The sequence below is a fragment of the Thiocapsa sp. genome (assembly GCF_035467215.1).
In the GTDB taxonomy this organism is placed as follows: Bacteria; Pseudomonadota; Gammaproteobacteria; order Chromatiales; family Chromatiaceae; genus Thiocapsa.
In genome coordinates this window covers 17,625-41,761 of the sequence record NZ_DATITZ010000104.1, presented here as the reverse complement: position 1 = coordinate 41,761, position 24,137 = coordinate 17,625, and the positions used below count along the sequence as shown (strand labels likewise).

Here is a 24,137-nt window from a genome sequence, read left to right as displayed (position 1 = left end):
AGTGCGACATCGATGCGCATCTCTCGAGCGGTATTGGGGACGTAATCGAGATCGCAGTCCGGATCCGGCGTCTCGTAATTGATGGTCGGCGGTGCGGTCTGATCGCGGAGGGCGAGGATGGTGAAGATCGCCTCCGCCCCGCCGGCAGCGCCCAGCATGTGGCCGGTCATGGATTTGGTCGAGCTCACCGGGATCTCGTAGGCGCGTTGACCGAACGCGCGTTTGATCGCCATGGTCTCGGCCGCATCGCCGGCGGGCGTCGAGGTGCCGTGCGCGTTGATGTAGTGCACCTGCTCCTTGTCGAGACCGGCATCCGCGAGTGCGAGCAGCATGCAGTCGCAGGCGCCTTCGCCGTTCTCCGACGGGGCGGTCATGTGATAGGCATCGGAGTTCATGCCCACACCGACCAGCTCGGCATAGATGGTCGCACCGCGCGCCTTGGCGCGCTCGTACTCCTCGAGCACGACGACACCCGCACCGTCGCTGAGGACGAAGCCGTCACGATCGCGATCAAAGGGACGACTCGCCGCCTCCGGTGCATCGTTGCGGGTGGAGAGCGCACGGGCCGCGGCAAAGCCGCCTAGGCCGACCGGCGAGGTCGCCATCTCGGCGCCGCCCGCGATCATCACGTCCACATAGCCGTGGCGGATCATGATCGCCGCCTCGCCGATGTTGTGGGTCGCCGTGCTGCAGGCGGAGACGATGGAGTAGTTCGGCCCTTTTAGCCCGAACTTGATCGAGAGGTTGCCGGCAACCATGTTGATGATATTGGCGGGCACGAAGAAGGGCGAGATCCGACGCGGCCCCTTGGTCCGGTAGGCCTCGTAGTTGTTCTCGATGCCCGTGATCCCGCCGATCCCCGACCCGATCGCCACGCCGATGCGGCGACAGTTGGAGTCATCGATCTCGAGCCCGGCGTCGGCGATCGCCTGACATCCGGCAGCCATGCCGTAATGGATAAACTTATCCATCTTTTTGGCTTCTTTCTCAGAGATGTAGTCGCTGATCTCGAAGCCGTAGATCGGGCCGCCGAAGCGAGTGCTGAATGGCTCGATATCGAAATGGGTGATGGGTTTGATCCCGCTTTTGCCGGCGAGGATGTTGTCCCAGGAGGACTTGACGTCCAAACCAACCGGCGCCACGAGGCCCAAACCGGTGACCACGACCCTTCTGCCTGACATTGCCTACCCCTTTCGTTCGAAACGCGCTATTCGACGCTCGCCGCCGCACCGGCATCCAGCTGCGGCCGACGGCCCTCGAGCCTCGGAGCACCCGACCCGGGTGCCGGACACCTGCCTAGGCTTGGTGCTGGTTGATGTAGTTGATGGCCTGTTGGACGGTGGTGATCTTCTCCGCATCCTCGTCCGGGATCTCGGTTTCGAACTCTTCTTCGAGGGCCATGACCAACTCAACCGTGTCGAGTGAGTCCGCGCCCAGATCGTCGACGAAGGACGCCTCCGAGGTCACTTCCTCTTCCTTGACGCCAAGTTGCTCGACAACGATTTTGCGGACTCGATCTTCAACGCTGCTCATGGGACTGATTCCTCCGGATGAATAAAGGTGGCCCTCGCTGGACCAGGCGGTATTCTAGTGACAATCGACGGCCGATGAAAGCTGCATCAGCTCTCGGGAAAAAGCACAAGGATCTGATTTAGCTGATCTTAATCATATCGACGACAACGACTTTCATGCCATGTGCATGCCGCCGTTCACGTGTAGGGTCTCGCCGGTGATGTAGGCCGCTGCAGGAGACGCCAAAAAGACCACGGCGCCGGCGATCTCCTCGGGCTGCCCAAGCCTGCCCAGCGGGATGCCTCCGATCAACGCCTGGCGCTGCGCATCGGGCAAGGCGCGCGTCATGTCGGTATCGATGAACCCGGGGGCCACGCAGTTGACCGTGATCGCGCGGGACCCGACCTCGCGTGCCAACGCCTTAGTGAAGCCCATCATGCCTGCCTTGGCAGCCGCATAGTTGGTCTGACCGGCGTTGCCCATGGAACCGACGACCGAAGCGATGTTGATGATCCGGCCTTTACGCGCCTTCGTCATCGAACGCAGACAGGCCTTGGTGACACGGTAGAGCGAGCTGAGATTGGTCTCGATGACCGAGTCCCACTCCTCGTCCTTCATCCGCATCAGGAGGTTGTCGCGTGTAATTCCGGCGTTGTTCACGAGAATCCCCGGCGCACCGAGGCGCTCGGTGATCTCTCCGACGGCGGCCTCGACAGAGGCTTGATCGGCGACGTCGAGCACGATCCCGATGCCCCGGTAACCTGCCTCGTTGAGCGCCTCCTCGATCGAGCGCGCACCGGCCGCCGTCGTGGCCGTACCGGCAACCGCGGCGCCCTGCTCGGCCAGCGCCATGGCGATGGCCCGACCGATTCCCCTCGAGGCACCCGAGACGAGCGCGATTTCATCTTTCAGCATTGTCTATCGCCTCCATTGCCGTCTCGAGTGACTTCGGGTCAAAGACCGGCAGTGTCGTCAGATTGTCGTCGATGCGTTTGTTCAGACCGGTCAGCACCTTGCCCGGGCCACACTCGATCGCGATCCGAATGCCTTCGGCGGCGACAGCACGCACCGTCTCCACCCAACGCACCGGGCGATAGAGCTGCCGGACCAGTTGATCGCGCAGCACGGCGCTGTCGGCCGCGCGCTGCACACTGGCGTTGTGCAGGACCGCGACCTCGGGGACCCGGATCTCGATCGTGGCCAACCGCTCGGCGAGGCGATCCGCCGCGGGGCGCATCAGGGCACAATGCGAGGGGACGCTGACCGGCAAGGTCAGGGCTCGCCTCGCACCGGCGCCCTTGGCCGCGCCGATCGCACGGTCCACCGCAGCGGCCTCGCCTGCGATCACAACCTGGCCGGGCGAGTTGAAATTGACGGCCTCGAGCACGGCGCCTTGCGCCTGCTCGGCGCAGAGTGCAATGACCTCGGCGTCGCCCAGACCCAGCACGGCCGCCATCGCACCCTCTCCGGCCGGAACCGCCTCCTGCATAAAGCGCGCACGTTCGGCAGCCAAACGCACGCCGTCGGCAAAGCTCAGCGCGCCGGCGGCCACCAAGGCCGAATACTCGCCCAGGCTGTGACCGGCCATCATGCTCGCGGGCGGCCCACCGGCCTGCATCCAGGCGCGCCAGACCGCAATACCGGCGCTCAGCATGACGGGTTGGGTGTTCCGGGTGAGATCGAGATCCTCTTTCGGACCCTCGTGGACCAAACGCCAAAGGTCGAAACCCAAGGCGTCCGATGCTTCATCGAAGGTCCTGCGCACATCCGGATAGGACTCGGCGAGTGCGTCGAGCATCCCGATCGACTGGGAGCCTTGACCGGGGAAAAAAGCGGCAATCATGTGTGTCATCCGTATCGACAGGGACCCGGCAACGAACCAATCAGCAACAAAGCAAATCAGTAACGAACCAAGACGGAACCCCAGGTGAAACCGCCGCCGAAGGCTTCCATCAGGAGGAGCTCGCCACGCTGAATACGCCCGTCGCGCACCGCTTGATCGAAGGCCAGCGGAATGGATGCGGCAGAGGTGTTGCCGTGCTCGGCAACCGTGACCACGACACGCTCCATCGGCAGATCCAGCTTACGCGCGGTCGCCTGGATGATCCGGATATTCGCCTGGTGCGGGATCAACCAGTCGATGTCCGACTTGGCCAGACCGGCGGCCTCGAGGGTCTCGTCGACGATGCGACCGAGCGTGGTCACGGCGACGCGGAAGACCTCGTTGCCCTTCATCTCCATGAAACGGTCATCGGGGTGTCCGTTGCCGAGGCCGCCCGGGACCTGAAGCAGGTCCTTGTAGGCACCGTCGGCATGCAGATGCGTGGAGATGATGCCCGGCTCGTCCGACGCCTCCAAGACCACCGCCCCTGCGCCGTCTCCGAAGAGCACGCAGGTCCCGCGGTCCTCCCAGTTGAGAATGCGCGACAGCGTCTCTGCCCCGACGACCAGCGCCCGTTTGGCGGAGCCGGTTCGGATGAACTTGTCGGCAACCCCGACGGCGTAGACAAAACCCGTGCAGACCGCCTGAAGATCGAAGGCCGGGCAACCGTGCACGCCGAGACGCTGCTGCAGAAGACAGGCGGTGCTCGGAAAGAACTGATCCGGGGTGGTCGTGGCGACAATGATCAGATCGATGTCGGACGGTTGGAGACCGGCCGCATCGAGTGCTCTGCGGGCGGCTACCTCGGCGAGATCGCAACAGGTCTCGCCCTCGGACACCACATGGCGCTTCTCGATGCCGGTACGCTCGAAGATCCAGGTCGCCGTGGTATCGACGATCGCCTCGAGATCGGCATTCGTCACCGTCCGGGCCGGGAGGTGGCTCCCGGTCCCCAGGATGCGCGAGTAAATCATCAGGCGATCGCCTTGTATTGTCCGCTGTCGAGATGCCGGCCGACTTGCTCGCCGATCCGCTTGGGGATGTTCGCGTGAATCTCTTTCAGGGCGATGTGGATCGCGTTCTCGAACGCCATCTCGTCCGCCCCGCCGTGGCTCTTGATCACGATCCCGCGCAGGCCGAGAAGACTGGCACCGTTGTAGCGGCGCGGGTCCATCGTGCGGCGAAACTGCTTGAGAATCGGCATCGCGGCAAGCCCGGCCAGGCGACTGAACCAGGTCCGCTTAAACTGCGTGCTCAAGGAATGCCGGACGAACTTGGCCACCCCTTCGCTGCATTTAAGGGCCACGTTGCCGACGAATCCGTCGGCCACGACCACGTCGATGTCGTCGAGGAAGATCCCGTCACCCTCGATGTAGCCGACATAGTTCAAGCCGCTGCGCAGCAGCAGCTCGTTGGCCTGCTTGACCTGCTCGTTGCCCTTGATCTCTTCCTGTCCGATGTTCAGGAGCGCCACGCGCGGCGCGGCGACGCCTTCGACGGCCGTCACCAACTCACTGCCCATCACCGCGAACTGAAAGAGATGCTCGGCCGTGCAATCCACGTTCGCGCCCAGGTCGAGCATGTGGGTATGCCCGTGCAGGGAGGGCACGGCGGTGATGATCGCCGGGCGATCGACACTCGGTAGTGTCTTGAGGACGAAACGCGCGGTCGCCATCAAGGCACCGGTGTTGCCGGCGCTGACGCAGGCGTCGGCGTCGCCGCTCTTCACCAGGTCGATGGCCACGCGCATCGAGGAATCCTTCTTCCCTCTCAACGCCTTGGAAGGCGCCTCGTCCATCCCGACCTCTTGCGTCGTCGGGCGAATCTTCAGTCGAGACCGATCGGCGTTGCCGAGATGCTCGGCGATCTTGGCCTCGTCGCCGACGAGGATCAGATCGACCCGCTCGGAGGCCGCGAGAAAACGCAGCGCGGCCGCCACCACGACACCCGGACCATGGTCACCGCCCATGGCGTCGAGCGCGATTGTCGAGGGCGATCCCATCCCGAGAACGTTCGAGCTGCGGATCGGCGCTGGATTGAAAGCTCCAAGGCGACCGCGTGCGGTCACTCAGAGCGATCCAGAACCTTACGGCCGCGATAGAACCCGTCCGGCGTCACATGGTGGCGAAGATGTGTCTCGCCGCTGGTGGGGTCCACCGACAAGGTCGGCTTGCTCAGTGCGTCATGGGAGCGACGCATGCCGCGCTTGGACGGGGTTTTTCGATTTTGTTGAACGGCCATCTTTGATCTCCGAATAAAGCTCGGCCGCCGTTTGAGCGGGAGCGCAATCTGTTGTCCAATCCATCAATCGTGTCGGGCACCGCACCCGTTATCCGCGCACGGTGCGAGCCTTGCATTCCTTTGGGCCATGCCAATGGACGCTTGGGCCTCAGGTCTGCGGCGGTCGTTTGAGTGCCGCCAGAACCTCGAAGGGCCGGCGTTTCGTATCCGACCCCTCCGCCTCCTCTCCCGTCGATACCGCATCGCCAGCCTCGATCGGCCCCGCCGCGCAGCCCCCGAGAGGATGGCGCGGGATCGCGGGAAGCGCCAACAGCAGCTCGTCCTCGACGAGATCCATCGGATTGAGCCGCTCATCGACGACCATCCAAGGATCGAGATCCTCGGGCAGGTCGAGCGCGTCTTCATCCCGGCGGATCAGTGCCAGCGCAATCGGAGCATCGACCGGAACCTCGACCTCGTCGAGGCAGCGCTGGCAGCGTAACCTTAGGGTCGCACGCACGCGCCCGGTGACGACGCACCGACCCTTTCGATCGCGCGCGAACAGAAGCTCGTAGCTCGCCTCGTCGACGGTGCTAGCCTCGTCGACGGTCGCGGTGCCCTCAAGTGCCGAACCGGACTCCGGCGTAGCGCGCTCGAGACCGTCCATGGCGGCGGCAAGCCGCGGCATCGCGTTCAACGACAGCTCGCCGTTGAAGGTCTGCTCACGGCGACATGCACGCCAGGGGTCGATCAGATCAAGAGGTGCGCCCGACATAAGCGCGCAAAAGTAGCGCATATCGGATCGCAGCGTCAACCTAAACCGCGTGCCGAGCGCGATCCGGCATTGACGCGCCATCGCTGATCGCAGACCCGACAGGCGGAAGACCGGCTGCCGAATCGAGCGCTACGGGCCCACGAGGGCGAGCAAGACGCCGGCGGCGACCGCCGAGCCGATGACGCCCGCAACGTTCGGACCCATGGCGTGCATCAGCAGGAAATTGTGATGATTCTCGGCAAGGCCGACCTTGTTCACGACCCGCGCAGCCATGGGAACCGCCGAGACACCCGCCGCACCGATCAACGGGTTCACCTTTCCCCCGCTGAGACGACACATGATCTTGCCCATGATGACCCCTGCGGCTGTCCCGATGCTGAAAGCAATGGCGCCGAGGACCAGAATCCCAAGCGTCTGCGTCGTGAGAAAGAGCTCGCCCGAGAGTTTGGAGCCGATCGCCAAACCCAGCAGGATGGTGACGACGTTGATGATCTCGTTCTGAGCCGCCCGACTGAGACGCTCCACGACGCCGCTTTCACGCAGGAGGTTCCCCAAGGTGAGCATCCCGATCAGCGGCGCTGCCGAGGGCAACAACAGGGCACAGAGAAAGAGCACGACGAGGGGGAAGAGGATACGCTCCAAACGCGAGACGGGGCGCAGCTGCTCCATGACGACACCGCGCTCTGCCTTGGTCGTCAGGGCACGCATGATCGGGGGCTGAATGATCGGGACCAGCGCCATGTAGGAATAGGCGGCGACCGCGATCGCACCGAGGAGATCCGGCGCGAGGCGCGAGGCCAGGAAGATGGCAGTCGGCCCGTCCGCCCCACCGATGATGCCGATGGCGGCGGCATCGGCCAGACTGAAGTTGAATCCGGGCAGCAGGTTCAGCGCGAGCGCACCGATGAGGGTCGCAAAGATCCCGAACTGCGCAGCCGCGCCGAGGAGCAGCGTCGAGGGCCTGGCGATGAGTGCGCTGAAATCGGTCAGGGCGCCGACACCGAGGAAGATGAGCAGGGGGAATATCCCGGTCTCGACCCCGACGTGATAGATCATCCCGATCATCCCGTCCGGCCCGGCCATGCCGGCGACCGGAATGTTCGAGAGGATCGCGCCGAAGCCGATGGGCAGCAGCAGGAGCGGCTCGAAGCGCTTGGCGATCGCCAGATAAATGAGTCCAACCCCGACCAGGAGCATGAGCAGCTCGCGCCAGGTGACGTTGGCGATGCCCGTGGACTGCCAGAGGGTGAGAAGCGCCTCCATGCCGCTCAGCCCAGGGTCAGGAGAATCTGGCCGACTTGGAGGCTGTCGCCTTCCTTGACCGACACGGCGAGCACGGTGCCGGCTTCCGGAGAGCGGACCTCGGTCTCCATCTTCATCGCCTCGAGCAGCATGATCAGCTCACCGGAGGCGATGACCTGCCCCGGTTTGACCTTGACCGCCACCACGGTCCCGGCAAGCGGGGCCGGCACGCCCCGGCCGGCGACGGGAGACGGCAAAGCGACGCTCGGCACGCCGGCGACCTGCTCGATCACGCCCTCCGGGGAGACCACGACGTGGTAGCTGTGGCCGTCGACCTCCACCCGATAGCGCTCGGCGACGGCGGTGACCGCAACCGCCGACGGGGCGGTCTCGACGACGGTCTGACCGACCGACTCGGTCCACGGCGGTGGCTCGAAGACACTCGGATCCCCCCGATGCGCCAGGAACTTGAGCCCGACCTGGGGAAACAAGGCATAGGTCAGGACATCATCCACGACATCCGAGGCTAACCTGATGGAGCGCTCCTCGGCCAGGCGTTGCAACTCCGCGGCGAGCGCATCGAGCTCGGGCGTCAGATTGTCGGCCGGACGACAGGTGATCGGCGCCTCGCCCGCGGCCAAGACGCGCTGTTGAAGCTCGACGTTGACCGGGGCCGGGGTCGCACCGTACTCGCCCTTGAGGACGCCGGCGGTCTCGTTGGTGATGCTCTTGTAGCGCTCGCCCATCAGGACGTTGAGCACGGCCTGGCTGCCGACGATCTGTGATGTCGGCGTCACCAAGGGCAGGAATCCGAGGTCCTCGCGAACGCGCGGGATCTCGGCAAGCACCGCGTCGAACCGGTCGGTGGCCCCTTGCTCGCGCAGTTGACTCTCCATGTTGGTGAGCATGCCGCCGGGCACCTGAGCCACCAGGATGCGGGAGTCCACACCCTTGAGCGCACCCTCGAACTTGGCATATTTCTTACGGACCTCGCGAAAATAGGCCGCGATCTCTTCGAGCAGGAAGAGATTCAATCCGGTCGAGCGATCCGTATCCTCGAGGATGGCGACGACCGACTCGGTCGGCGAATGACCGTAGGTCATGCTCATCGATGAGATGGCGGTATCGACCATATCGATCCCCGCCTCCGCAGCCTTGAGGATGGTGCTCGTGCTCATTCCGGTCGTCGCATGGCTCTGCATGGCGATCGGGACGCTGCAGGTCTCCTTCAGCCGCGTCACCAGGGTCTCGGCGACATAGGGCTTGAGCAGACCCGCCATGTCCTTGATGCAGATCGAATGGCAACCCATGTCTTCGAGGCGGCGACCCATATCGACCCAGTAGTCCAGATCGTGTACCGGGCTGACCGTATAGGACATGGTGCCTTGGGCGTGCTTGCCGGTCGCCAAGGCGGCCTTCACCGAGGTCTCGAGGTTGCGCACGTCGTTCATGGCATCGAAGATGCGGAAGACATCGATCCCGTTGAGTGCGGCGCGCTCCACGAAGGTCTCGACCAGGTCGTCGGCATAGTGCCGGTAGCCCAGCAGGTTTTGCCCGCGCAGCAGCATCTGCTGCGGCGTCTTCGGCATCGCGGCCTTGATAAGACGCAGCCGCTCCCAGGGGTCCTCGCCGAGATAACGGATGCAGGCATCGAAGGTCGCCCCGCCCCAGCTCTCGATCGACCAATAGCCGACCTCGTCGAGCTTCGGCGCGATGGGGAGCATGTCCTCGATACGCAGACGGGTCGCGAGCAGCGACTGGTGGGCATCGCGCAGGACGACATCGGTGATCGCAAGTCGGTTGGATGGCTTCATGCGGGACTCGATCTCGGGTTTGGGTGATGCTCGGTCGGCGGAGCGTGCGCCGAATGCGGCCTCGGCTCGCTGCCGGCACGACCACGAGGCAAAACGCGCTCGGGCGGGCCGGCAACAGGTCGACGCGATACGAAAGACGAGCGAAATGATGCGATTGCGGCACGACCCGGCTCGGTCGGCACGTCAAGGGCGATGGCGTCGGCGATGTGCCTGGATCCCGGCGCCGATGACCGCGATCAAACGCTTGTCATCCTGCGGTCGCGCGAGCGCATGACCGCCGGCCGTCGCCGCCGGGAGCGGTTCATCGGGGGCCCAGCGGGCGACCGCCTTCGACATCAGGGTGAGGGCCCCGACCAGCATCACGAGAAAGGAAAAGACGATGGACATCCCGATGACCATCAGCCAAAGCCCCTCGACAACAAGCGCTGTTCCGGCAGTATCCATCGCGTCGGACAGGCCTCAGACGTCGAACGGGTGGCGACGGACGAGGGTCTCGATCCGGTCCGGGCCCGTGGAGACGAGGTCGATCGGGACTCCGCCCAGCTGCTCGATGGTCTCGAGATAGGCACGCGCCGCCGCAGGCAGGGCATCGTACGAGGTCGTGCCGACCGTGGACTCCGACCAGCCCGGCAGCTCGATATAGCGCGGCTCGCACCGCTCGAGCGCATCGGATCCGACCGGCGGGGTCTCGATCTCCTCGCCGTCGACGACATAGCTCGTACAGATCTTGATGGTCTCCAGACCGTCGAGCACGTCGAGCTTGGTGATACAGATGCCGGTGACGCTGTTGATGGCGAGCGATCGTTTGAGCGCGACCATGTCGAGCCAACCGCAGCGGCGCTTGCGCCCGGTGGTCGCGCCGAACTCGTTGCCCCGCTTGCCGAGATGGTCGCCGATCGCGTCGAACAGCTCGGTCGGAAATGGACCGGCGCCCACCCGAGTGGTGTAGGCCTTCACGATCCCGAGGATGTAATCCAGGTCGCGCGGTCCGACGCCGCTGCCGCTCGACGCCCCGCCGGCAGTCGTCGTGGACGAGGTCACGTAGGGGTAGGTACCGTGGTCGATGTCGAGCAAGGCCCCTTGGGCGCCTTCGAACAGGATGTCTTTGCCTTCGGCACGGCAGCTGTGCAGATATCCCGGGACATCCATCACCAAGGGACGCAGCACCTCGGCATGACCGAGGTACTCGTCGAGGACCGCGGCATAATCGACCGGCGTGACCTTGAAGTAATGCTCGAGCATGAAGTTGTGGTACTCCATGACCTCGCGCAGGCGCTCCTTGAAATGCTCGATGTCGAGAAGCTCGCCGAGGCGGATACCGCGACGCGCCGTCTTGTCTTCATACGCAGGGCCGATGCCTCGGCCGGTCGTCCCGATCGCCTTCACGCCGCGCGCAAGCTCGCGCGCCTGATCGAGCGCGATGTGGTAAGGCAGGATCAGCGGACAGGCCGCACTGATGCCCAGCCGCTCGCGCGCCGGCACGCCGGAGGCTTCGAGCATGGCGAGCTCTTCCTGCAGCGCCGAGGGCGAGAGCACCACGCCGTTGCCGATCAGGCAACGCACGCCGTCGCGCAGCACGCCGGACGGGACCAGATGCAGAACGGTCTTCACACCGTCGATGACCAAGGTGTGCCCGGCATTGTGGCCCCCTTGAAACCGCACGACGACCGAAGCCCGGTCGGTCAGCAGGTCCACCACCTTACCTTTGCCTTCATCACCCCATTGGGTGCCGATTACAACGACGTTGTTGCCCATCTTTAGTCATCTACTCCGCGAGGATATCGTCTAGTTCCCAACGCCCGTCACGTTCGACCAGCACCTGCCGGCAGCCCGGATCGCGCAGATCCTGCTCAAGCCCGGGGAGCGCATGGATCACGCGCCGTCCCGAGGCACGGAGCCGATCGACGGCCTCCTGCAACGCCGGCGCGCTCGACCAGGGCGCGTAGATCGCCGCGTCGCTCGTATCGGACCTTCGCCCGTGGCGCAGCAGCTCTTTCAAATCCGTACTGAATCCGACCGCGGGACGTGCGCGACCGAAAACCCGCCCGATGTCGTCGTAACGGCCGCCGCGCGCGATCTCCAGCCCCCAGCCGGGAACGAAGGCGGCAAAAACCGCACCCGTCTTATACCGGTAACCGCGCAGCTCCGCCAGATCGTAATGGATGGAAACGTCCGGGAGCCAGCGACCGAGCTCGTCGGCGAGTCGGCGCAGGTAGTCGACCGCCTCGCGTACCGGGCGGTCGGCCTCGCGCAGCAGCGTCTCGGCACGCGCGAGTGCATCGGTCCCGTTGAGCTCCGCCAAGGCGGACAACATGCGCGCCGGTGCGCCGCCGAGGCCGAGCTCCGCGATCAGTGCCTCGATCTCCGGCACGGCCTTGCGCTGCAGCGCATCGAACAGGGCGTGCTCGCCGGCCGCCGACAAACCGGCCTGCCGGGCGAGTCCTCGATAGATGCCGACATGCCCCAGATCCAGATAACTCTCCCGAATCCCGGCGGCCCGCAAGGTCAACATGATCAGCCGCAGGATCTCGGTATCGCTCTCGATCCCGGAGTGTCCGTAGATCTCGGCGCCGATCTGCAACGGACTGCGCGTACCTGCAAAACCATCGCTGCGGGTATGCAGAACGGTCCCGAGATAGCACAGCCGCGTCGGAGCGTCGCGTCTGAGATGGTGTGCATCGATCCGGGCGACCTGCGGGGTCATGTCGGCACGCACCCCGAGCAGGCGCCCGCTGAGCTGGTCGGTCAGCTTGAAGGTCTGAAGGTCGAGATCTTGACCGGTGCCGGTCAGAAGGGATTCCAGATAGTCGATGAAAGGCGGGATGACGAGCTCGTAACCCCAGCTCGCGTAGAGATCCAACAGCTCGCGGCGCAGCGTCTCCATGACCCGCGCCTGAGCAGGCAGCACCTCGTCGATCCCGGCCGGCAACAGCCAGCGTTCCTCGTTCATGCGTTCAGTAGCCCCGGTTATTCAGTCGCGATCGATGCGCCTCGGGCAAGAGGCATTAGTTGACCAGATACAGCAGGCCGACGCCGGACAGCATGCTGACCAAGCCGGCAATCCGCAGTGCGCCTTTGTCCTCGGCGGCAATCAGCAGGAGAACACGTCGAAACCCGTCCGGACTCAGAAAAGGCCAAATGCCTTCGATGACCAGCACCAGCGCAACCGCGACCAAGACATCTTGCAGCAACACGTGACTCCGAAACACCCGATTCGGATCCGAGTGGACCCCGGACGTGCGCATCGGTCAAAGGCGGGCATCTTTTCAGACGACGCCGCATTTGTCCAACGCTTGTCGGATGCCCGGGCTCCTATCGACATCGTGCGAGTACGCACGAACCTTTGCGGGTGACCACACGAAAACGCCTCGGAAAACCGAGGCGTTTGGTTAGGCCGAGACGTTCGGTCAGACCCGAGAGGCCGGGATCATTGCCCGGCCGGATCGCGGAAGAATCGGAAGAAATCCGAATCCGGCTCCAACACCATCACGTCCCGCTCCTGCCCGAGAGACGATCGATACGCGCTCAAACTGCGGAAGAAGGCGTAGAACTCGCGATCCTGGTTGAAGGCGTTCGCGAAGATCTGCGATGCTCGCGCGTCGCCCTCGCCTCGCGTCTCTTCGGACTCGCGAAAGGCTTCGGCGACGATGACGGTCCTCTGACGGTCCGCATCGGCGCGGATCCGCTCGGCGGCTTCGCCACCCTGCGCCCGAAGATCCCTGGCGACTCGCTCACGCTCGGCCCGCATCCGCGAGTAGACGGATTCGCTGACCTCGGGCGGCAGGTCGATCTGCTTCACACGGACATCGACGACCTCGATCCCGAGATCCTGAGCGTTCTCGTTCACCTCTTTGGTCAACAAGGCCATCAGGGCGAGACGATCGTCCGAGACGACCTCCTGGATCGTACGTTTGCCGAACTCGTTGCGCAGGCTCGTATTCACCCGTTCTGACAGCAGTCGGGAGGTCCGCGCGATGTTGCCGCCCGTCGAGCGGAAGAACTGCGCCGCGTTGGAGATGCGCCACTTGGTGTAGGAGTCGACGATCACGTCCTTCTTCTCGATCGTCAGGAAGCGTTCCGGACGCGAATCCAAGGTCTGGATTCTCCGATCGAACACCTTGATGTTGTTGAGGACCGGGACCTTGAAGTGAAGGCCGGGACGATAATCGTCGCCGACGATCTGACCGAGTCGCAGCTTGATCGCAACCTCGTACTGCTGCACGACGAACGTGAAGGCGTAAATCGCGATCACGAGACCGGCCAAGCCCAGCGGCAGGAAGGTTTTCAGCTTGTTCATTAGCGCACCCTCCGATCACGATCGACCGAGCGCTGCGGGCGATCCACCGATTCGGATGCAACGGCGGGGGCCGACGGCTCGGGCTTGACGAGGGCCGACGTGTCCGGCCGCTGCTTCATGAGTTGGTCGATCGGGAGGTAGAGGAGACTGTCGCCGCCGTCTTCCACATCGATGATGACCTTGTTGGTATCACCCAAGACCTGCTCCATCGTTTCCAAGTAAAGGCGCTGCCGCGTGACCTCCGGGGCCATCAGATACTCGGTCAGGATCGCTGTGAAGCGTGCCGTTTCACCTTCGGATCTGGCGATGACCTGATCACGATAGGCGCGAGCATCGGCGATGATCCGAGCGGCCTCGCCGCGTGCCTGCGGAAGGACCTCGTTGGCGTAGGCCTCGGCCTGATTCTCGAGCCGCTCCTTGTCCTCGCGCGCCTTGATGGCGTCGTCGAAGGCCGCTTTGACCTGCTCCGGCGGCTTGGCCGGCTGCATGTTCACGGAGGTGACTAGAAGGCCGCTCTGATATTGATCCATCAGGGCCTGAATCCGCTCTTGAATGGTCACGGCAACCGCGCCGCGCCCTTCCGTCATCACGAAGTCGAGCTTGCTTCCGCCGACGGTGACGCGCACGACCGTCACGGTCGCATCGCGCAAGGTCTGATCCGGATCGGCCACCTGGAATAGGTAATCGCCCGCGTCTTGGATGCGTGATTGCACGGTGAGCTCGACATCGACGATGTTCTCGTCCTGCGTCAGCATGGAGGCCGAGTGGCTGAAGGTGGAGATCTCGTCGACGTTGACCTTGACGACGGACTCGAATGGCCAGGGAACATGCCAGTGAGGACCCGGACCGGTGGTGTCGACATAAGCACCGAAGCGCGTCACGACGCCCCGTTCGGCGGGCTCGACGATATAGATGCCGGTCGCCAGCCAGATGACCAGCAGGATCCCGACGATGATTCCGATGGCGCGCGAGCTGAAATCCCCGCCCGGCAGATTAAACCCGCCGCCACCGCCGGATGCGCTGCCGCCGGAGGGCTTGTTGCCCCCGAACAGCCCGCCGAGTCGCTCCTGGAGCTTTCGCACGACCTCATCGAGGTCGGGAGGACCCTGCTCGCCGCCGCCCTTGCCGCTCCAAGGGTCTTTGTTACCGCCACCTGGCTCGTTCCAGGCCATAGCTTCTCCGTCTGTCGAATTCGACTGTTATGTTGGGTTGAGAGGCGCTCCCGCACCAACCGTGCGGGTTGCGAGAAGGGTGCGCACGCTGGTCGCTGCGCGGTCCTGACGCTCGAGCCCTCGGATGACCTCTCCAGAGTGCCGACGAAGCGCGACGATATCAAGCAAAGATGCGACCTAAACCGCGCCCGGTGCGGTCTGCGTCATGTGTTGGAGCGGTTCCGCCGAGCCGGCTCCGAGGACTGTCGGAGCCGGCGAGGTTGATCTCGATCGGCGAGGCCTTGGATTTTAGGTGAACGGGACGGCCGAGGGCAAACGGCTCACGGCAATCGGGCAGGCCGAAACGAACGCCGCGGGCGGCGCCGATTCCTCTGTCAAACACCCTCCTTGTCCTCCGAAAACCGCGTGTTCCTCGCCGCAAGACGCTCCCGATCCGGTCGCCCGATGATGAGATCCATCGACCATCCACCCGCCGGTCTGGGCACGTCCGAGATGATCTGCGCATGCTCGAACAGCCAAGCGCGCAGGCGCCCTTCGTCCGGCTCGAGATCCAGCGAGCAGCGAATCCGATCGCGTCCCAGCCACTCGGAGATCGCCTGCAAGAGCAGATCGACCCCGGCGCCTGTCTGCGCGGACATCCACACCCGGCTCGGCAAACCGGCCGAATCCCGCTCGATGCGCGGCGACTCCTCGGGGAGCAGATCGATCTTGTTGTAGACCTCGAGGCGCGGGATCGCGTCGCTGCCGATCTCGGCGAGCACCTGCTCCACGTCGGCCGCGAGACGCGCCCGATGCGGCGCCGATGCCTCCACGACGTGCAGCAACAGCGCGGCGCTGCGCGTCTCTTCGAGGGTCGAGCGGAATGCCGCCACCAGCTCATGCGGGAGCCGGCCGACGAAGCCGACCGTATCGGCCACGAGCACCCGTCCGCCGTCAGGAAGGGTCAGGCGGCGCAAGGTCGGATCTAGGGTCGCGAAGAGCTGATCGGCCTGGAAGACGCCCGCCTCGGTCAAGCGGTTGAAGAGTGTCGACTTGCCCGCGTTGGTGTAACCCACGAGCGAGAGCACCGGCAGCTCGGCCTTGTCGCGTGCCTTGCGCCCCTGGGCACGCTGCACCTGGATGCGGTCCAGGCGCCGATCGAGCACGGTCATCCGCTTGGACAGCAGTCGGCGGTCGGTCTCAAGCTGGGTCTCACCGGGTCCGCGTAGACCGATGCCGCCCTTCTGGCGCTCCAAGTGGGTCCATCCGCGCACCAGCCGGGTCGACATGTGCTTGAGCTGTGCAAGCTCGACCTGCAGCTTGCCCTCGAAGGAGCGCGCACGCTGCGCGAAGATGTCGAGAATCAGGCCCGAGCGATCCACGACGCGGCATTTGACCAGGCGCTCGAGATTGCGCTCCTGACCGGGCGAGAGCGGATGATTGAAGATCACCAACTCCGCTCCCGTGCCCGCGACCAGCGCGATCAGCTCGTCGCATTTGCCGGTTCCGATAAAGAGCTTCGGATCGGGTGACGCGCGCGAGCCCCCCAAAGTGCCGACGATCTGCGCGCCCGCGGCAACCGCCAGGCGCCGAAACTCCTCGCGCTCGTCGGGCTCCGCGGTCGAGCCGATATCCAGGTGCACCAAAACAGCGCGCTCGCCGGCGCTCGGACGCTCAAACACGGCAGCCTCCTTCGCGGCGACGACGATCCGCGCGCGGGCCGATTACGGCTGTCTCCCGCTCATGTGTTGCCCGGCTCCGGCAGCGCCCCTTCCGCCGGTGGGAGCTTGACGTTTCGCGCTGGCACGACGGTCGATATCGCATGCTTGTAAATCATCTGGCTGACGTTGTTTTTCAACAACACAACGAACTGATCGAAGGACTCGATCTGGCCCTGCAATTTGATCCCGTTGACCAAAAAGATAGAGACGGGGACGCGTTCCTTCCTCAGGGCGTTCAAAAAAGGGTCTTGGAGGCTTTGGCCTTTAGACATGGAGTGACTCCTTATTGTTGTGGTCGGCAAGTGTTGCCCGGCAAAAAGGTCTGGCTGTGATCGCTGCCAATCAAGCCGGGGTGGAGCAGGCGGGACAGCAGCCGGGACAGGCATACCCGCCGAAAAAAGCCTCGCTTAAACCGCGTCCGGAGCAAGATGCTCATTATCGAGTGAACTCGACGTTCGGTGCATCCACGACCCTTGGCGTAGACGCGGTTTAGTGTCGTCGAAACGCTGCGTTTTCGCCATAGCACGGCACATCGGTCCGATCGGTGCCGAAACAACAACGGGGATCGGTGTGATCGCCGCAACACACGGACTTCTCTGAAGGCAAAGGCCAGCAAATAGAGTGCCACGCATCTAAGGCGAATACCAGATCGTCGGGCAATCGCGCAGCCGGGCAAGGACACACCTGAACGGACCGGGCGTTCAATGCGTTCAATGGTCTCAATGCGATCGTACCGGGACAACTCGCCCGGGTTGCGGCTCAGCACGCGTGAGGCGTCGTCGACCGGGCCCTCCGGATCAGGCGCAGCGCCGCGTCGAGCGGATCCGGGTCGTCGGCGAGCCAATGGGTCGCCGTCTCGGCACGCAGCCAGGTGAGCTGACGCTTGGCGAGTTGTCTCGAGGCGACGATGCCTTTCAGACACATCTCGTCGGCATCGAGCGCGCCCTCGAGATAGCTCCAGACCTGGCGATACCCGACCGAGCGCATCGACGGCAGGTCCGCGGCGAGATCGCCGCGCGCCCGCAACCGCATGACCTCCTCCACCAACCCCTGCTCCAGCATCGCGCGGAAGCGCCGGACGATGCGCTCGCGCAGCACTTCGCGATCCGCCGGGGCACGCACCAACTTGAGGAGACGATACGGCAGATCGGCGCTCTCGCCTGCCGACGCGAGCAGCGCGCTCATCGAGCGGCCCGTCAGGGCATGAATCTCCAACGCACGCTGGATACGCTGCGGATCGTTGGGGTGGATCCGGCCCGCCGCCTGCGGATCCAGTCGCTCCAGTCGCGCGTGCATCGCGGACCAGCCGATGACGGCGGCCTCGTCGGACAAGGCTTGGCGGAGCACCGGATCCGCGCTCGGCAGCCTCGCCAGACCCTGTTGCAGCGCCTTGAAATAGAGCATGGTGCCGCCGACCAGGAGCGGGATTCGGCCCTGCGTGCTGATCTGCGCCATCGCCGCGAGTGCATCTTCACGAAAGCGCGCCGTGGAGTAGGCCTCGGTGGGCTCCAGGATATCGATCAGGCGATGCGGCGCACGGGCGAGCACAGCGGGTGTCGGCTTGGCCGTGCCGATGTCCATGCCGCGATACACCATCGCCGAATCGACACTGACGATCTCGCACGGCAGCCGCTGCACCAGCTCGACGGCCAGGTCGGTCTTGCCGGACGCGGTGGGACCCATGAGCAGGATGGCGAGAGGCCGCTGCCCGGACGCGTCGCTCGATTCCGCCGCAGCAGCTTCGGGGGCAGGTCCTTCGGGTGAGTCGGTCAAACGGGTGTCACTCGATCAGCGCCCACGCGCGAACCAACGATCGAGCTCGTCGTAACCCACGCGGATCCAGGTCGGACGCCCGTGATTGCATTGGTCGATCCGCTCGACACGCTCCATGTCGCGGAGCAATGCGTTCATCTCCTCCAGGGTCAGGCGTCGATTGGCCCGCACGGCGCCGTGGCAGGCCATGGTGGAAAGCACCGCGTTGACGGCCTCGTCGAGTCGGGCGCTGCTGCCGTGGACGGCCAGATCCGAGAGTAGATCGCGTACCAGACCCTCGTGATCGGCCTGTCGCAGCAGGGCCGGGACCTCGCGCACCACCAAGGTGCCGGCGTCGATGCGATCGATCACCAGGCCCAGCGCGGCCAGGTCATCGGCCCGGGATGCGATCAGCTCGGCCTCGCGCGGGGCCACCGAGACAGGTACCGGAACCAGCAGCGGCTGGCGAATCACGGCGCCCGAGCGCCAGCTCTTCTTCAGCCGCTCGTAGCCGATCCGCTCGTGGGCCGCGTGGATATCGACAATGATCAGGCCGTCCGGGGTTTGGGCCAGGAGATAGACCCCGTTGATCTGTGCGACGGCGTAACCGAGCGGGTGCGCCTCGCCGTCTTCGCGGCTTGTGCCGTCCGCCGCGCCGTCGATCCGCCCCCCCGCAGGCGGTGGTTGCTGAAACGCCAGATCGGCACGCAGACGCTCGGCGTAACCGCCGCGCGCGTCGCCGACGCCCAGCGGCAGATGCAGCGTAGGCCCCGAAACGCCTCCGAGACGGACCACCGTCTCGTCCTCGGCAAACGGCTCCCGACCCGGCATAAACGCGCTCGCGAGCTCGGTCGCCGGTTGCGGCTCGCCGAGCAACCCAGCCGAGAGACGCCGCTGAAGCACCCGAAAGATGAAGTCGTGAACCTGCCGACCTTCCCGGAAACGCACCTCGTGCTTGGACGGATGGACGTTGCAGTCAACCGTCCGGGCGGGCAGCTCCAGGAACAAGAGATAGGCGGGATGCCGCCCGTGATGGAGCAGATCGCTGAAGGCCTGACGCACCGCGTGACTCACCAGCTTGTCGCGCACCATGCGGCCGTTGACGTAGAAGAACTGCTGATCGGCCTGACTGCGGGAGAACGCAGGGCGCACCACCCAACCCCACAGCCGAAGATCCACGGCCTCCTCGTCCAGGGTCAAGGCTTGCTCGGCGAACGCGCCTCCGAGCAAGATCTCCAGACGGGCGCGCCGCCCCGCAGCGTCGACCGCAGCCGAGAGGTCGTAGAGCGTTTTGCCGTTGTGGCGCAGCTGAAAGGCGATGTCCGGCCGTGCCAGGGCGATGCGCCGGACGACCTGCTCCAGATGGCCGAGCTCGGTCTTCTCGGTACGCAAAAACTTGCGGCGTGCCGGGGTGTTGTAGAAGAGATCCTGCACATCCACGCTGGTCCCCGGCGGATGGGCCGCCGGACGCGGCTCTTCCAAGACCCCATCGCTGCCGACCGTGACCTCGAGGGCCGTCGGATCGTCGCGGCTGCGCGAGATCAGACGCAGCCGACTCACCGAGGCGATGCTCGGCAATGCCTCGCCGCGGAACCCCAGGGTCGAGACCGCCTCCAGATCGCTCAGATCGGCGACCTTGCTGGTGGCATGACGCGAAAGCGCCAGCACCACCTCGTCCGGCGGAATGCCGCGCCCGTCGTCGCGCACGCGCAACCGCTTGATGCCGCCGCGCTCCACGTCGATCTCCACACGGGTGCACCCGGCGTCGAGACTGTTCTCGATCAGCTCTTTGGCGACAGATGCGGGGCGCTCGACGACCTCGCCCGCGGCGATCTGATTGACGAGATGGCTGGAGAGGATGCGGATCGGTCTGGACATGCGCGGATGGGAACAGAAGCGCGGGGTGCGAGCAAGGGCTAGGCTCTTCCTGCAGTAGGGTGAACAAGCGAGAGCGCAGTCCACCAGCGCCGGCGCGGTGTTGGGTGGACTGCGCTCTCGCTCGTCCACCCTACCCGGCAGCTGATCGCTGAAGGCTATAGCCCCCTCACGAATCCTCCGGAATCGCCAACACCTGCCCGACCCGGATCATGTCGTCGTTCAGGCCGTTGCGGGCCCGCAGGGCTGAGATGCTCACGCTGTGCTGCTTGGCGATCCCGGAGAGTGTATCGCCCGGACCGATGACGTATTCGCGCGCCCCCCCGCCTCCGCTGCCGCCCTGCGGGGAGGCATCGACGAGCATCCCGTGAGGCGGGTACTTGCGGAAGTATCCCAGCACGCCGGCCAAGATCGCATCGGCGAGCTCCCGCTGGTGGCCCCGGTCGCGCAGGCGCTTCTCTTCGTCGGGGTTGCTGATGAAGGCGGTCTCGACCAGGATCGAGGGCACGTCCGGCGCCTTGAGAACGGCGAACCCGGCACGCTGGACGTCGCCGCGATGAACCACGCCCAATCGACCGAGATTGGCCAGGACCATGGCCGCGGCCTCGGTACTGTGCTCGATGGTCGCGTTCTGCGTCATGTCCATGAGCACGTTGGCCAGAAGATCGTCCCCGGTCGAGAGATCCACACCGCCGATCAGATCCGCGCTGTTCTCGCGACTCGCCAGCCACTTCGCCGCCTCGCTGCTCGCCCCGCCGTAAGACAGGGTGTAGACCGAGGAGCCCTTGGCGTTCGCGCTGGAGAAGGCATCGGCGTGGATCGACACGAAGAGGTCGGCACGACGCTCGCGCGCGATCGCAATGCGTTCCTGGAGTCCGACATAGTAATCCCCGTCACGGATCATCAACGCCTCGAGGCCCGGCTCGCGGTCGACCAGCTTGGCGAGCTCGCGCGCGATCGCGAGGGTGACATCCTTCTCCAAGGTCCCGCCGGAACCGATCGCCCCTGGATCCTCGCCGCCGTGACCGGCGTCGATGGCGACAATGACTGCAGGACCGCGACCGGCCCGCTTGCCCCCTTTGCGAACGGCCGAATTCGGGAACGAGGGAAGCGCGACACGCCGGACGCTCGAACCGTCTCTCGGTGTCAAATCGATGACAAGCCGATGTCCGTAGCGCTCGTTCGGGCTCAGCGCAAAGCTCTTCGCGCGCACCGGTTGCTTGAGATCCAGGACGATACGCAGGTGCGATCCGCCGCGCACGCCGCCGCGCAAGCCGACCAGGACGGGGTCGCCGAGGTCGACCTTCGGCAGATTGCTCTGCATGACGGCATCGTCGAGGTCGATGACGAGACGATCGGGCTCGTCGAGCGGGAAGACCCGGTGCGTGATCGCCGAGGAGGTCTCGAAGACCAACCGGGTCTTTCCCGGATCGGTCCAGACCCGCGTACCTTGCACCGATGCCTGCTCCGCGCAGACGCACTGCGCGGAAACCGCAAGCAGGAGAAGAAGAAGCGGCGAGATCAGCCTATTCACGAGCAGGGCCTTCCGGTTGCTTCCGATCCAATCGATCGTGGGTTGAAAGATAGCATGCCGAGAAACGGCTTTCCAAGTTGCATCATTGGATTACATCCGACTTCTCAGGCGATGCGCAACGCGCCGAGTCCCCGGAGCCAAGCCCGGCCAGCACACCCAGCACGGCCTCGCCCGCAGGCGTCCGGGCAGAGAGACGCAGATGCCGGCCGTTCGCGGCGTACTCGATCGCAATCACCAGGTCGGGCAGCGGCAGCATCCCGAGACCGCGCTCGGGCCACTCCACCATCCAGACGGCATCCTCGGCGAGCAGATCGCGCAGGCCCAGATACTCGAGCTCCTGCGGATCCCCGAGGCGATAGAGATCCAGATGATTGATGCGTCTGTCCGCCAGCTCGTAAGGTTCGAGCAGGGTGTAGGTCGGGCTGCGCGCTGCACCGCGATGACCGAGTCCCGCGAGAACACCTCGGGTCAGGGTTGTCTTGCCGGTCCCCAGGTCGCCCTCGAGATAGACAATGAGACGCGGCGGCAAAAGCGCCGCGAGCCGCGCTCCGAAGGCGAGCTGCGCCTCGGGATCGGGCAGCCAATGCTCGATCATGCGTCCTCCTGCAATGCGGTCACGCGGTTGGCCACCGGACGAAGCGCGTCGATGATATCGCTCGCGATCAGCCCGCGCTCGCCGATCCGCGCGGCCCGATCCCCTGCAGCCGCGTGCAGACAGACGCCGGCACAGGCGGCCTCCTCCGCGTCAAGACCCTGAGCGCGCAAGGCGCCGATGACCCCGGTGAGCACGTCCCCGGAGCCGGCGGTCGCCATTCCGGGGTTGCCGTCGCTGCAGACCGCAAGCGGGCGCAAAGGATCGCTCCCGATCAGCGTCCCAGCGCCCTTCAGGACGACGACACCGCCGTAGCGACCCTGCAACGCGTGCACAGCGGCCGGACGATCCTGCTCGATCGCGGCGATGTCGGTCCCGAGCAGGCGTGCCGCCTCCCCCGGATGCGGCGTCAGCACCCAATCCGGCCCCGATCGAGGGGCCTCGGCGAGGAGGTTCAGGGCGTCGGCATCGACAACCATCGGCAGGTCGAGACCAAGCGCGTAGGTCCAGAGATCGCGGCCCCACGCCTCGCGGCCCAGCCCGGGGCCGATCGCGACGACATCGGCCCGCGCAATCAGGGGAGCCAGATCAGCCGAGGTCTCGACCGCCGACACCATCAGCTCGGGACGCGCGAGATTCAGCCAAGCGGCATGCGCCGGATGCGTGGCGATCGTGACCAATCCGGCACCGGCCCGCAACGCGGCCTCGCCGGCGAGCCGCACGGCACCGGACAGGCCGGGTGCTCCGCCGATCACCAGCAGGTGCCCGAAGGTACCCTTGTGCGCGGTGCGGGAACGTCGCCCGAAACGTACCGACTGCTGATCCCAGTCGATCCGACGCGCCGACGCCACCTCGGTGGAATAGACTCGGGCCGGGATGGAGAGCGCGCTGAAACGGATCTCGCCGCAATACTCGGGTCCGGCCCCGATGAAGAGCCCTTGTTTGAGTCCGATGAAGCCGACGGTGACATCCGCGCGTGCCGCCACGCCCATGACCTGCCCGGTGTCTGCATGCAGACCCGAGGGAATGTCGACGGCAAGCACGGGCGCGCGCTGGTTGTCGAGCGCCCGGATCGCCTCGGCCCAGAGCCCCTCGACCGGCCGTTCCAGACCGGTTCCCAGAAGGGCATCGACCAGGACATCCGAGCGTCGCGGCAGTCCGCGATAGGGCTCGATCGTCCCGCCCGCGTCGCGCCAGGCGTCGCGACTGAGGGCCGCATCGCCGGTCACCCGCTGCGGATCCCCGAGCTGCAGCAGGCGCACGGAGAGACCCTCGGCCCGTGCCAAGCGCGCGATCACGTAGCCGTCGCCGCCGTTGTTGCCGATCCCGACGAGCACCGTCAGATCGCGGGCATCCGGCCAGCGTTCACGCAGGATCCGATAGGCGACCTCCCCGGCCCGGTTCATCAGCTCGATCCCCGGGATGCCGTGCTGCTCGATCGCGCAGCGGTCGAGGTTGCGCACCTGCTCGGCGCGATAGAGCGCATGGGGCAGGCGATCACGGTCGGGCATCGGGTTAATCGGTATCGTCAGGCGCTCGGCGTTCATGGTTCCCGATGTACTAAACCGCGCCCAGAGCGAGATGCTAAATTTTCGAGTGAGCTCGACGTTTGCTGCATCCACTGCCCTTAGCGGGGACGCGGTTTAGAATAATATATTTTTTAGAATCTTAAACCGCGCCTGCTCCAGCGGTCGTCACGTCTGCCGGGGCCGATCTCATCCAAAAACATCTCGTACCGCGCCGGGCGCGGTTTAGATGGGTCGAGGCGAT

General features: G+C 65.2%; 23 protein-coding genes. All 23 read right to left on the bottom strand.

Annotated features, from left to right (window positions below; translation table 11 throughout):
• Window positions 1–1,181: beta-ketoacyl-ACP synthase II (gene fabF / locus VLR48_RS06020; protein ID WP_325290906.1), on the bottom strand; the 1,181-nt coding region annotated here is incomplete at its 3' end.
• Window positions 1,182–1,296: 115 nt separating this feature from the next.
• Window positions 1,297–1,533 (bottom strand): acyl carrier protein, encoded by a 237-nt coding sequence (gene acpP / locus VLR48_RS06015; protein ID WP_007194668.1) that lies wholly within the window; start codon window positions 1,531–1,533, stop codon window positions 1,297–1,299.
• A 153-nt stretch (window positions 1,534–1,686) separates the two neighbouring features.
• Window positions 1,687–2,427 (bottom strand): 3-oxoacyl-ACP reductase FabG, encoded by a 741-nt coding sequence (gene fabG / locus VLR48_RS06010; protein ID WP_325290905.1) that lies wholly within the window; start codon window positions 2,425–2,427, stop codon window positions 1,687–1,689.
• Window positions 2,414–3,364: an ACP S-malonyltransferase gene (gene fabD / locus VLR48_RS06005; protein WP_325290904.1), complete on the bottom strand. Its 951-nt coding sequence runs from the start codon at window positions 3,362–3,364 to the stop codon at window positions 2,414–2,416. Before fabD ends, fabG begins: the two co-directional genes overlap by 14 nt.
• Before the next feature lie 47 nt (window positions 3,365–3,411).
• Window positions 3,412–4,368, bottom strand: a complete 957-nt coding sequence (locus tag VLR48_RS06000) for a beta-ketoacyl-ACP synthase III (protein ID WP_325290903.1) — start codon at window positions 4,366–4,368, stop codon at window positions 3,412–3,414.
• Complete coding sequence (plsX, locus tag VLR48_RS05995; protein WP_325290902.1) at window positions 4,368–5,396, bottom strand: phosphate acyltransferase PlsX; 1,029 nt, start codon at window positions 5,394–5,396, stop codon at window positions 4,368–4,370. The genes VLR48_RS06000 and plsX overlap by 1 nt, the downstream gene beginning before the upstream one ends.
• Before the next feature lie 62 nt (window positions 5,397–5,458).
• Window positions 5,459–5,635, bottom strand: coding sequence for a 50S ribosomal protein L32 (gene rpmF / locus VLR48_RS05990; RefSeq protein WP_007194663.1), 177 nt, complete (start codon window positions 5,633–5,635; stop codon window positions 5,459–5,461).
• Window positions 5,636–5,783: 148 nt separating this feature from the next.
• Window positions 5,784–6,389 carry a YceD family protein gene (locus VLR48_RS05985; protein WP_325290901.1) on the bottom strand — a complete coding sequence of 202 codons (606 nt, stop codon included), beginning with the start codon at window positions 6,387–6,389 and terminating at the stop codon, window positions 5,784–5,786.
• A 129-nt stretch (window positions 6,390–6,518) separates the two neighbouring features.
• Complete coding sequence (locus tag VLR48_RS05980) at window positions 6,519–7,652, bottom strand: sodium ion-translocating decarboxylase subunit beta (protein WP_325290900.1); 1,134 nt, start codon at window positions 7,650–7,652, stop codon at window positions 6,519–6,521.
• A gap of 5 nt (window positions 7,653–7,657) precedes the next feature.
• Entirely contained in the window at window positions 7,658–9,445 is a 1,788-nt protein-coding gene (gene oadA, locus VLR48_RS05975; protein ID WP_325290899.1) for a sodium-extruding oxaloacetate decarboxylase subunit alpha, read from the bottom strand.
• Window positions 9,446–9,628: 183 nt separating this feature from the next.
• Window positions 9,629–9,889 carry an OadG family protein gene (locus tag VLR48_RS05970; protein ID WP_325290898.1) on the bottom strand — a complete coding sequence of 87 codons (261 nt, stop codon included), beginning with the start codon at window positions 9,887–9,889 and terminating at the stop codon, window positions 9,629–9,631.
• Window positions 9,890–9,904: 15 nt separating this feature from the next.
• Window positions 9,905–11,200, bottom strand: coding sequence for an adenylosuccinate synthase (locus VLR48_RS05965; protein ID WP_325290897.1), 1,296 nt, complete (start codon window positions 11,198–11,200; stop codon window positions 9,905–9,907).
• Window positions 11,201–11,210: 10 nt separating this feature from the next.
• The gene (locus VLR48_RS05960) at window positions 11,211–12,395 is read right to left on the bottom strand and encodes an ATP phosphoribosyltransferase regulatory subunit (RefSeq protein ID WP_325290896.1); all 1,185 of its coding nucleotides are present in this window, start codon (window positions 12,393–12,395) and stop codon (window positions 11,211–11,213) included.
• Window positions 12,396–12,450: 55 nt separating this feature from the next.
• Complete coding sequence (locus VLR48_RS05955) at window positions 12,451–12,633, bottom strand: DUF2065 domain-containing protein (protein WP_325290909.1); 183 nt, start codon at window positions 12,631–12,633, stop codon at window positions 12,451–12,453.
• Window positions 12,634–12,872: 239 nt separating this feature from the next.
• Window positions 12,873–13,742 (bottom strand): protease modulator HflC, encoded by an 870-nt coding sequence (hflC, locus tag VLR48_RS05950; protein WP_325290895.1) that lies wholly within the window; start codon window positions 13,740–13,742, stop codon window positions 12,873–12,875.
• A complete protein-coding gene (gene hflK / locus VLR48_RS05945) occupies window positions 13,742–14,914 on the bottom strand; it encodes an FtsH protease activity modulator HflK (RefSeq protein ID WP_325290894.1) in 1,173 nt (390 codons plus the stop codon). The genes hflC and hflK overlap by 1 nt, the downstream gene beginning before the upstream one ends.
• A gap of 374 nt (window positions 14,915–15,288) precedes the next feature.
• Window positions 15,289–16,575: a ribosome rescue GTPase HflX gene (gene hflX, locus VLR48_RS05940; protein WP_325290893.1), complete on the bottom strand. Its 1,287-nt coding sequence runs from the start codon at window positions 16,573–16,575 to the stop codon at window positions 15,289–15,291.
• Between the two features lie 59 nt (window positions 16,576–16,634).
• Entirely contained in the window at window positions 16,635–16,886 is a 252-nt protein-coding gene (gene hfq / locus VLR48_RS05935) for an RNA chaperone Hfq (RefSeq protein ID WP_007194652.1), read from the bottom strand.
• A gap of 487 nt (window positions 16,887–17,373) precedes the next feature.
• Entirely contained in the window at window positions 17,374–18,297 is a 924-nt protein-coding gene (gene miaA, locus VLR48_RS05930; protein WP_325290908.1) for a tRNA (adenosine(37)-N6)-dimethylallyltransferase MiaA, read from the bottom strand.
• A gap of 105 nt (window positions 18,298–18,402) precedes the next feature.
• A complete protein-coding gene (gene mutL / locus VLR48_RS05925) occupies window positions 18,403–20,244 on the bottom strand; it encodes a DNA mismatch repair endonuclease MutL (protein WP_325290892.1) in 1,842 nt (613 codons plus the stop codon).
• A gap of 166 nt (window positions 20,245–20,410) precedes the next feature.
• Window positions 20,411–21,775 carry an N-acetylmuramoyl-L-alanine amidase gene (locus tag VLR48_RS05920; protein WP_414718582.1) on the bottom strand — a complete coding sequence of 455 codons (1,365 nt, stop codon included), beginning with the start codon at window positions 21,773–21,775 and terminating at the stop codon, window positions 20,411–20,413.
• Window positions 21,776–21,857: 82 nt separating this feature from the next.
• Window positions 21,858–22,370 carry a tRNA (adenosine(37)-N6)-threonylcarbamoyltransferase complex ATPase subunit type 1 TsaE gene (gene tsaE / locus VLR48_RS05915; RefSeq protein ID WP_325290891.1) on the bottom strand — a complete coding sequence of 171 codons (513 nt, stop codon included), beginning with the start codon at window positions 22,368–22,370 and terminating at the stop codon, window positions 21,858–21,860.
• Window positions 22,367–23,878, bottom strand: coding sequence for an NAD(P)H-hydrate dehydratase (locus VLR48_RS05910; RefSeq protein WP_325290890.1), 1,512 nt, complete (start codon window positions 23,876–23,878; stop codon window positions 22,367–22,369). The genes tsaE and VLR48_RS05910 overlap by 4 nt, the downstream gene beginning before the upstream one ends.
• Window positions 23,879–24,137 lie beyond the last annotated feature (259 nt).

Coding starts and splice junctions, on each gene's coding strand:
- VLR48_RS05970 (WP_325290898.1), bottom strand. CDS start 9,889: ATGGATACTGCCGGAACAGCGCTTGTTGTCGAGGGGCTTTGGCTGATG.
- mutL (WP_325290892.1), bottom strand. CDS start 20,244: ATGTCCAGACCGATCCGCATCCTCTCCAGCCATCTCGTCAATCAGATC.
- plsX (WP_325290902.1), bottom strand. CDS start 5,396: ATGGGATCGCCCTCGACAATCGCGCTCGACGCCATGGGCGGTGACCAT.
- hfq (WP_007194652.1), bottom strand. CDS start 16,886: ATGTCTAAAGGCCAAAGCCTCCAAGACCCTTTTTTGAACGCCCTGAGG.
- VLR48_RS05985 (WP_325290901.1), bottom strand. CDS start 6,389: ATGTCGGGCGCACCTCTTGATCTGATCGACCCCTGGCGTGCATGTCGC.
- oadA (WP_325290899.1), bottom strand. CDS start 9,445: ATGAAGCCATCCAACCGACTTGCGATCACCGATGTCGTCCTGCGCGAT.
- hflK (WP_325290894.1), bottom strand. CDS start 14,914: ATGGCCTGGAACGAGCCAGGTGGCGGTAACAAAGACCCTTGGAGCGGC.
- VLR48_RS05960 (WP_325290896.1), bottom strand. CDS start 12,395: ATGAACGAGGAACGCTGGCTGTTGCCGGCCGGGATCGACGAGGTGCTG.
- VLR48_RS05965 (WP_325290897.1), bottom strand. CDS start 11,200: ATGGGCAACAACGTCGTTGTAATCGGCACCCAATGGGGTGATGAAGGC.
- fabG (WP_325290905.1), bottom strand. CDS start 2,427: ATGCTGAAAGATGAAATCGCGCTCGTCTCGGGTGCCTCGAGGGGAATC.
- VLR48_RS05910 (WP_325290890.1), bottom strand. CDS start 23,878: ATGCCCGACCGTGATCGCCTGCCCCATGCGCTCTATCGCGCCGAGCAG.
- miaA (WP_325290908.1), bottom strand. CDS start 18,297: ATGGGTCCCACCGCGTCCGGCAAGACCGACCTGGCCGTCGAGCTGGTG.
- VLR48_RS06000 (WP_325290903.1), bottom strand. CDS start 4,368: ATGATTTACTCGCGCATCCTGGGGACCGGGAGCCACCTCCCGGCCCGG.
- acpP (WP_007194668.1), bottom strand. CDS start 1,533: ATGAGCAGCGTTGAAGATCGAGTCCGCAAAATCGTTGTCGAGCAACTT.
- tsaE (WP_325290891.1), bottom strand. CDS start 22,370: ATGATCGAGCATTGGCTGCCCGATCCCGAGGCGCAGCTCGCCTTCGGA.
- fabD (WP_325290904.1), bottom strand. CDS start 3,364: ATGACACACATGATTGCCGCTTTTTTCCCCGGTCAAGGCTCCCAGTCG.
- rpmF (WP_007194663.1), bottom strand. CDS start 5,635: ATGGCCGTTCAACAAAATCGAAAAACCCCGTCCAAGCGCGGCATGCGT.
- VLR48_RS05980 (WP_325290900.1), bottom strand. CDS start 7,652: ATGGAGGCGCTTCTCACCCTCTGGCAGTCCACGGGCATCGCCAACGTC.
- hflC (WP_325290895.1), bottom strand. CDS start 13,742: ATGAACAAGCTGAAAACCTTCCTGCCGCTGGGCTTGGCCGGTCTCGTG.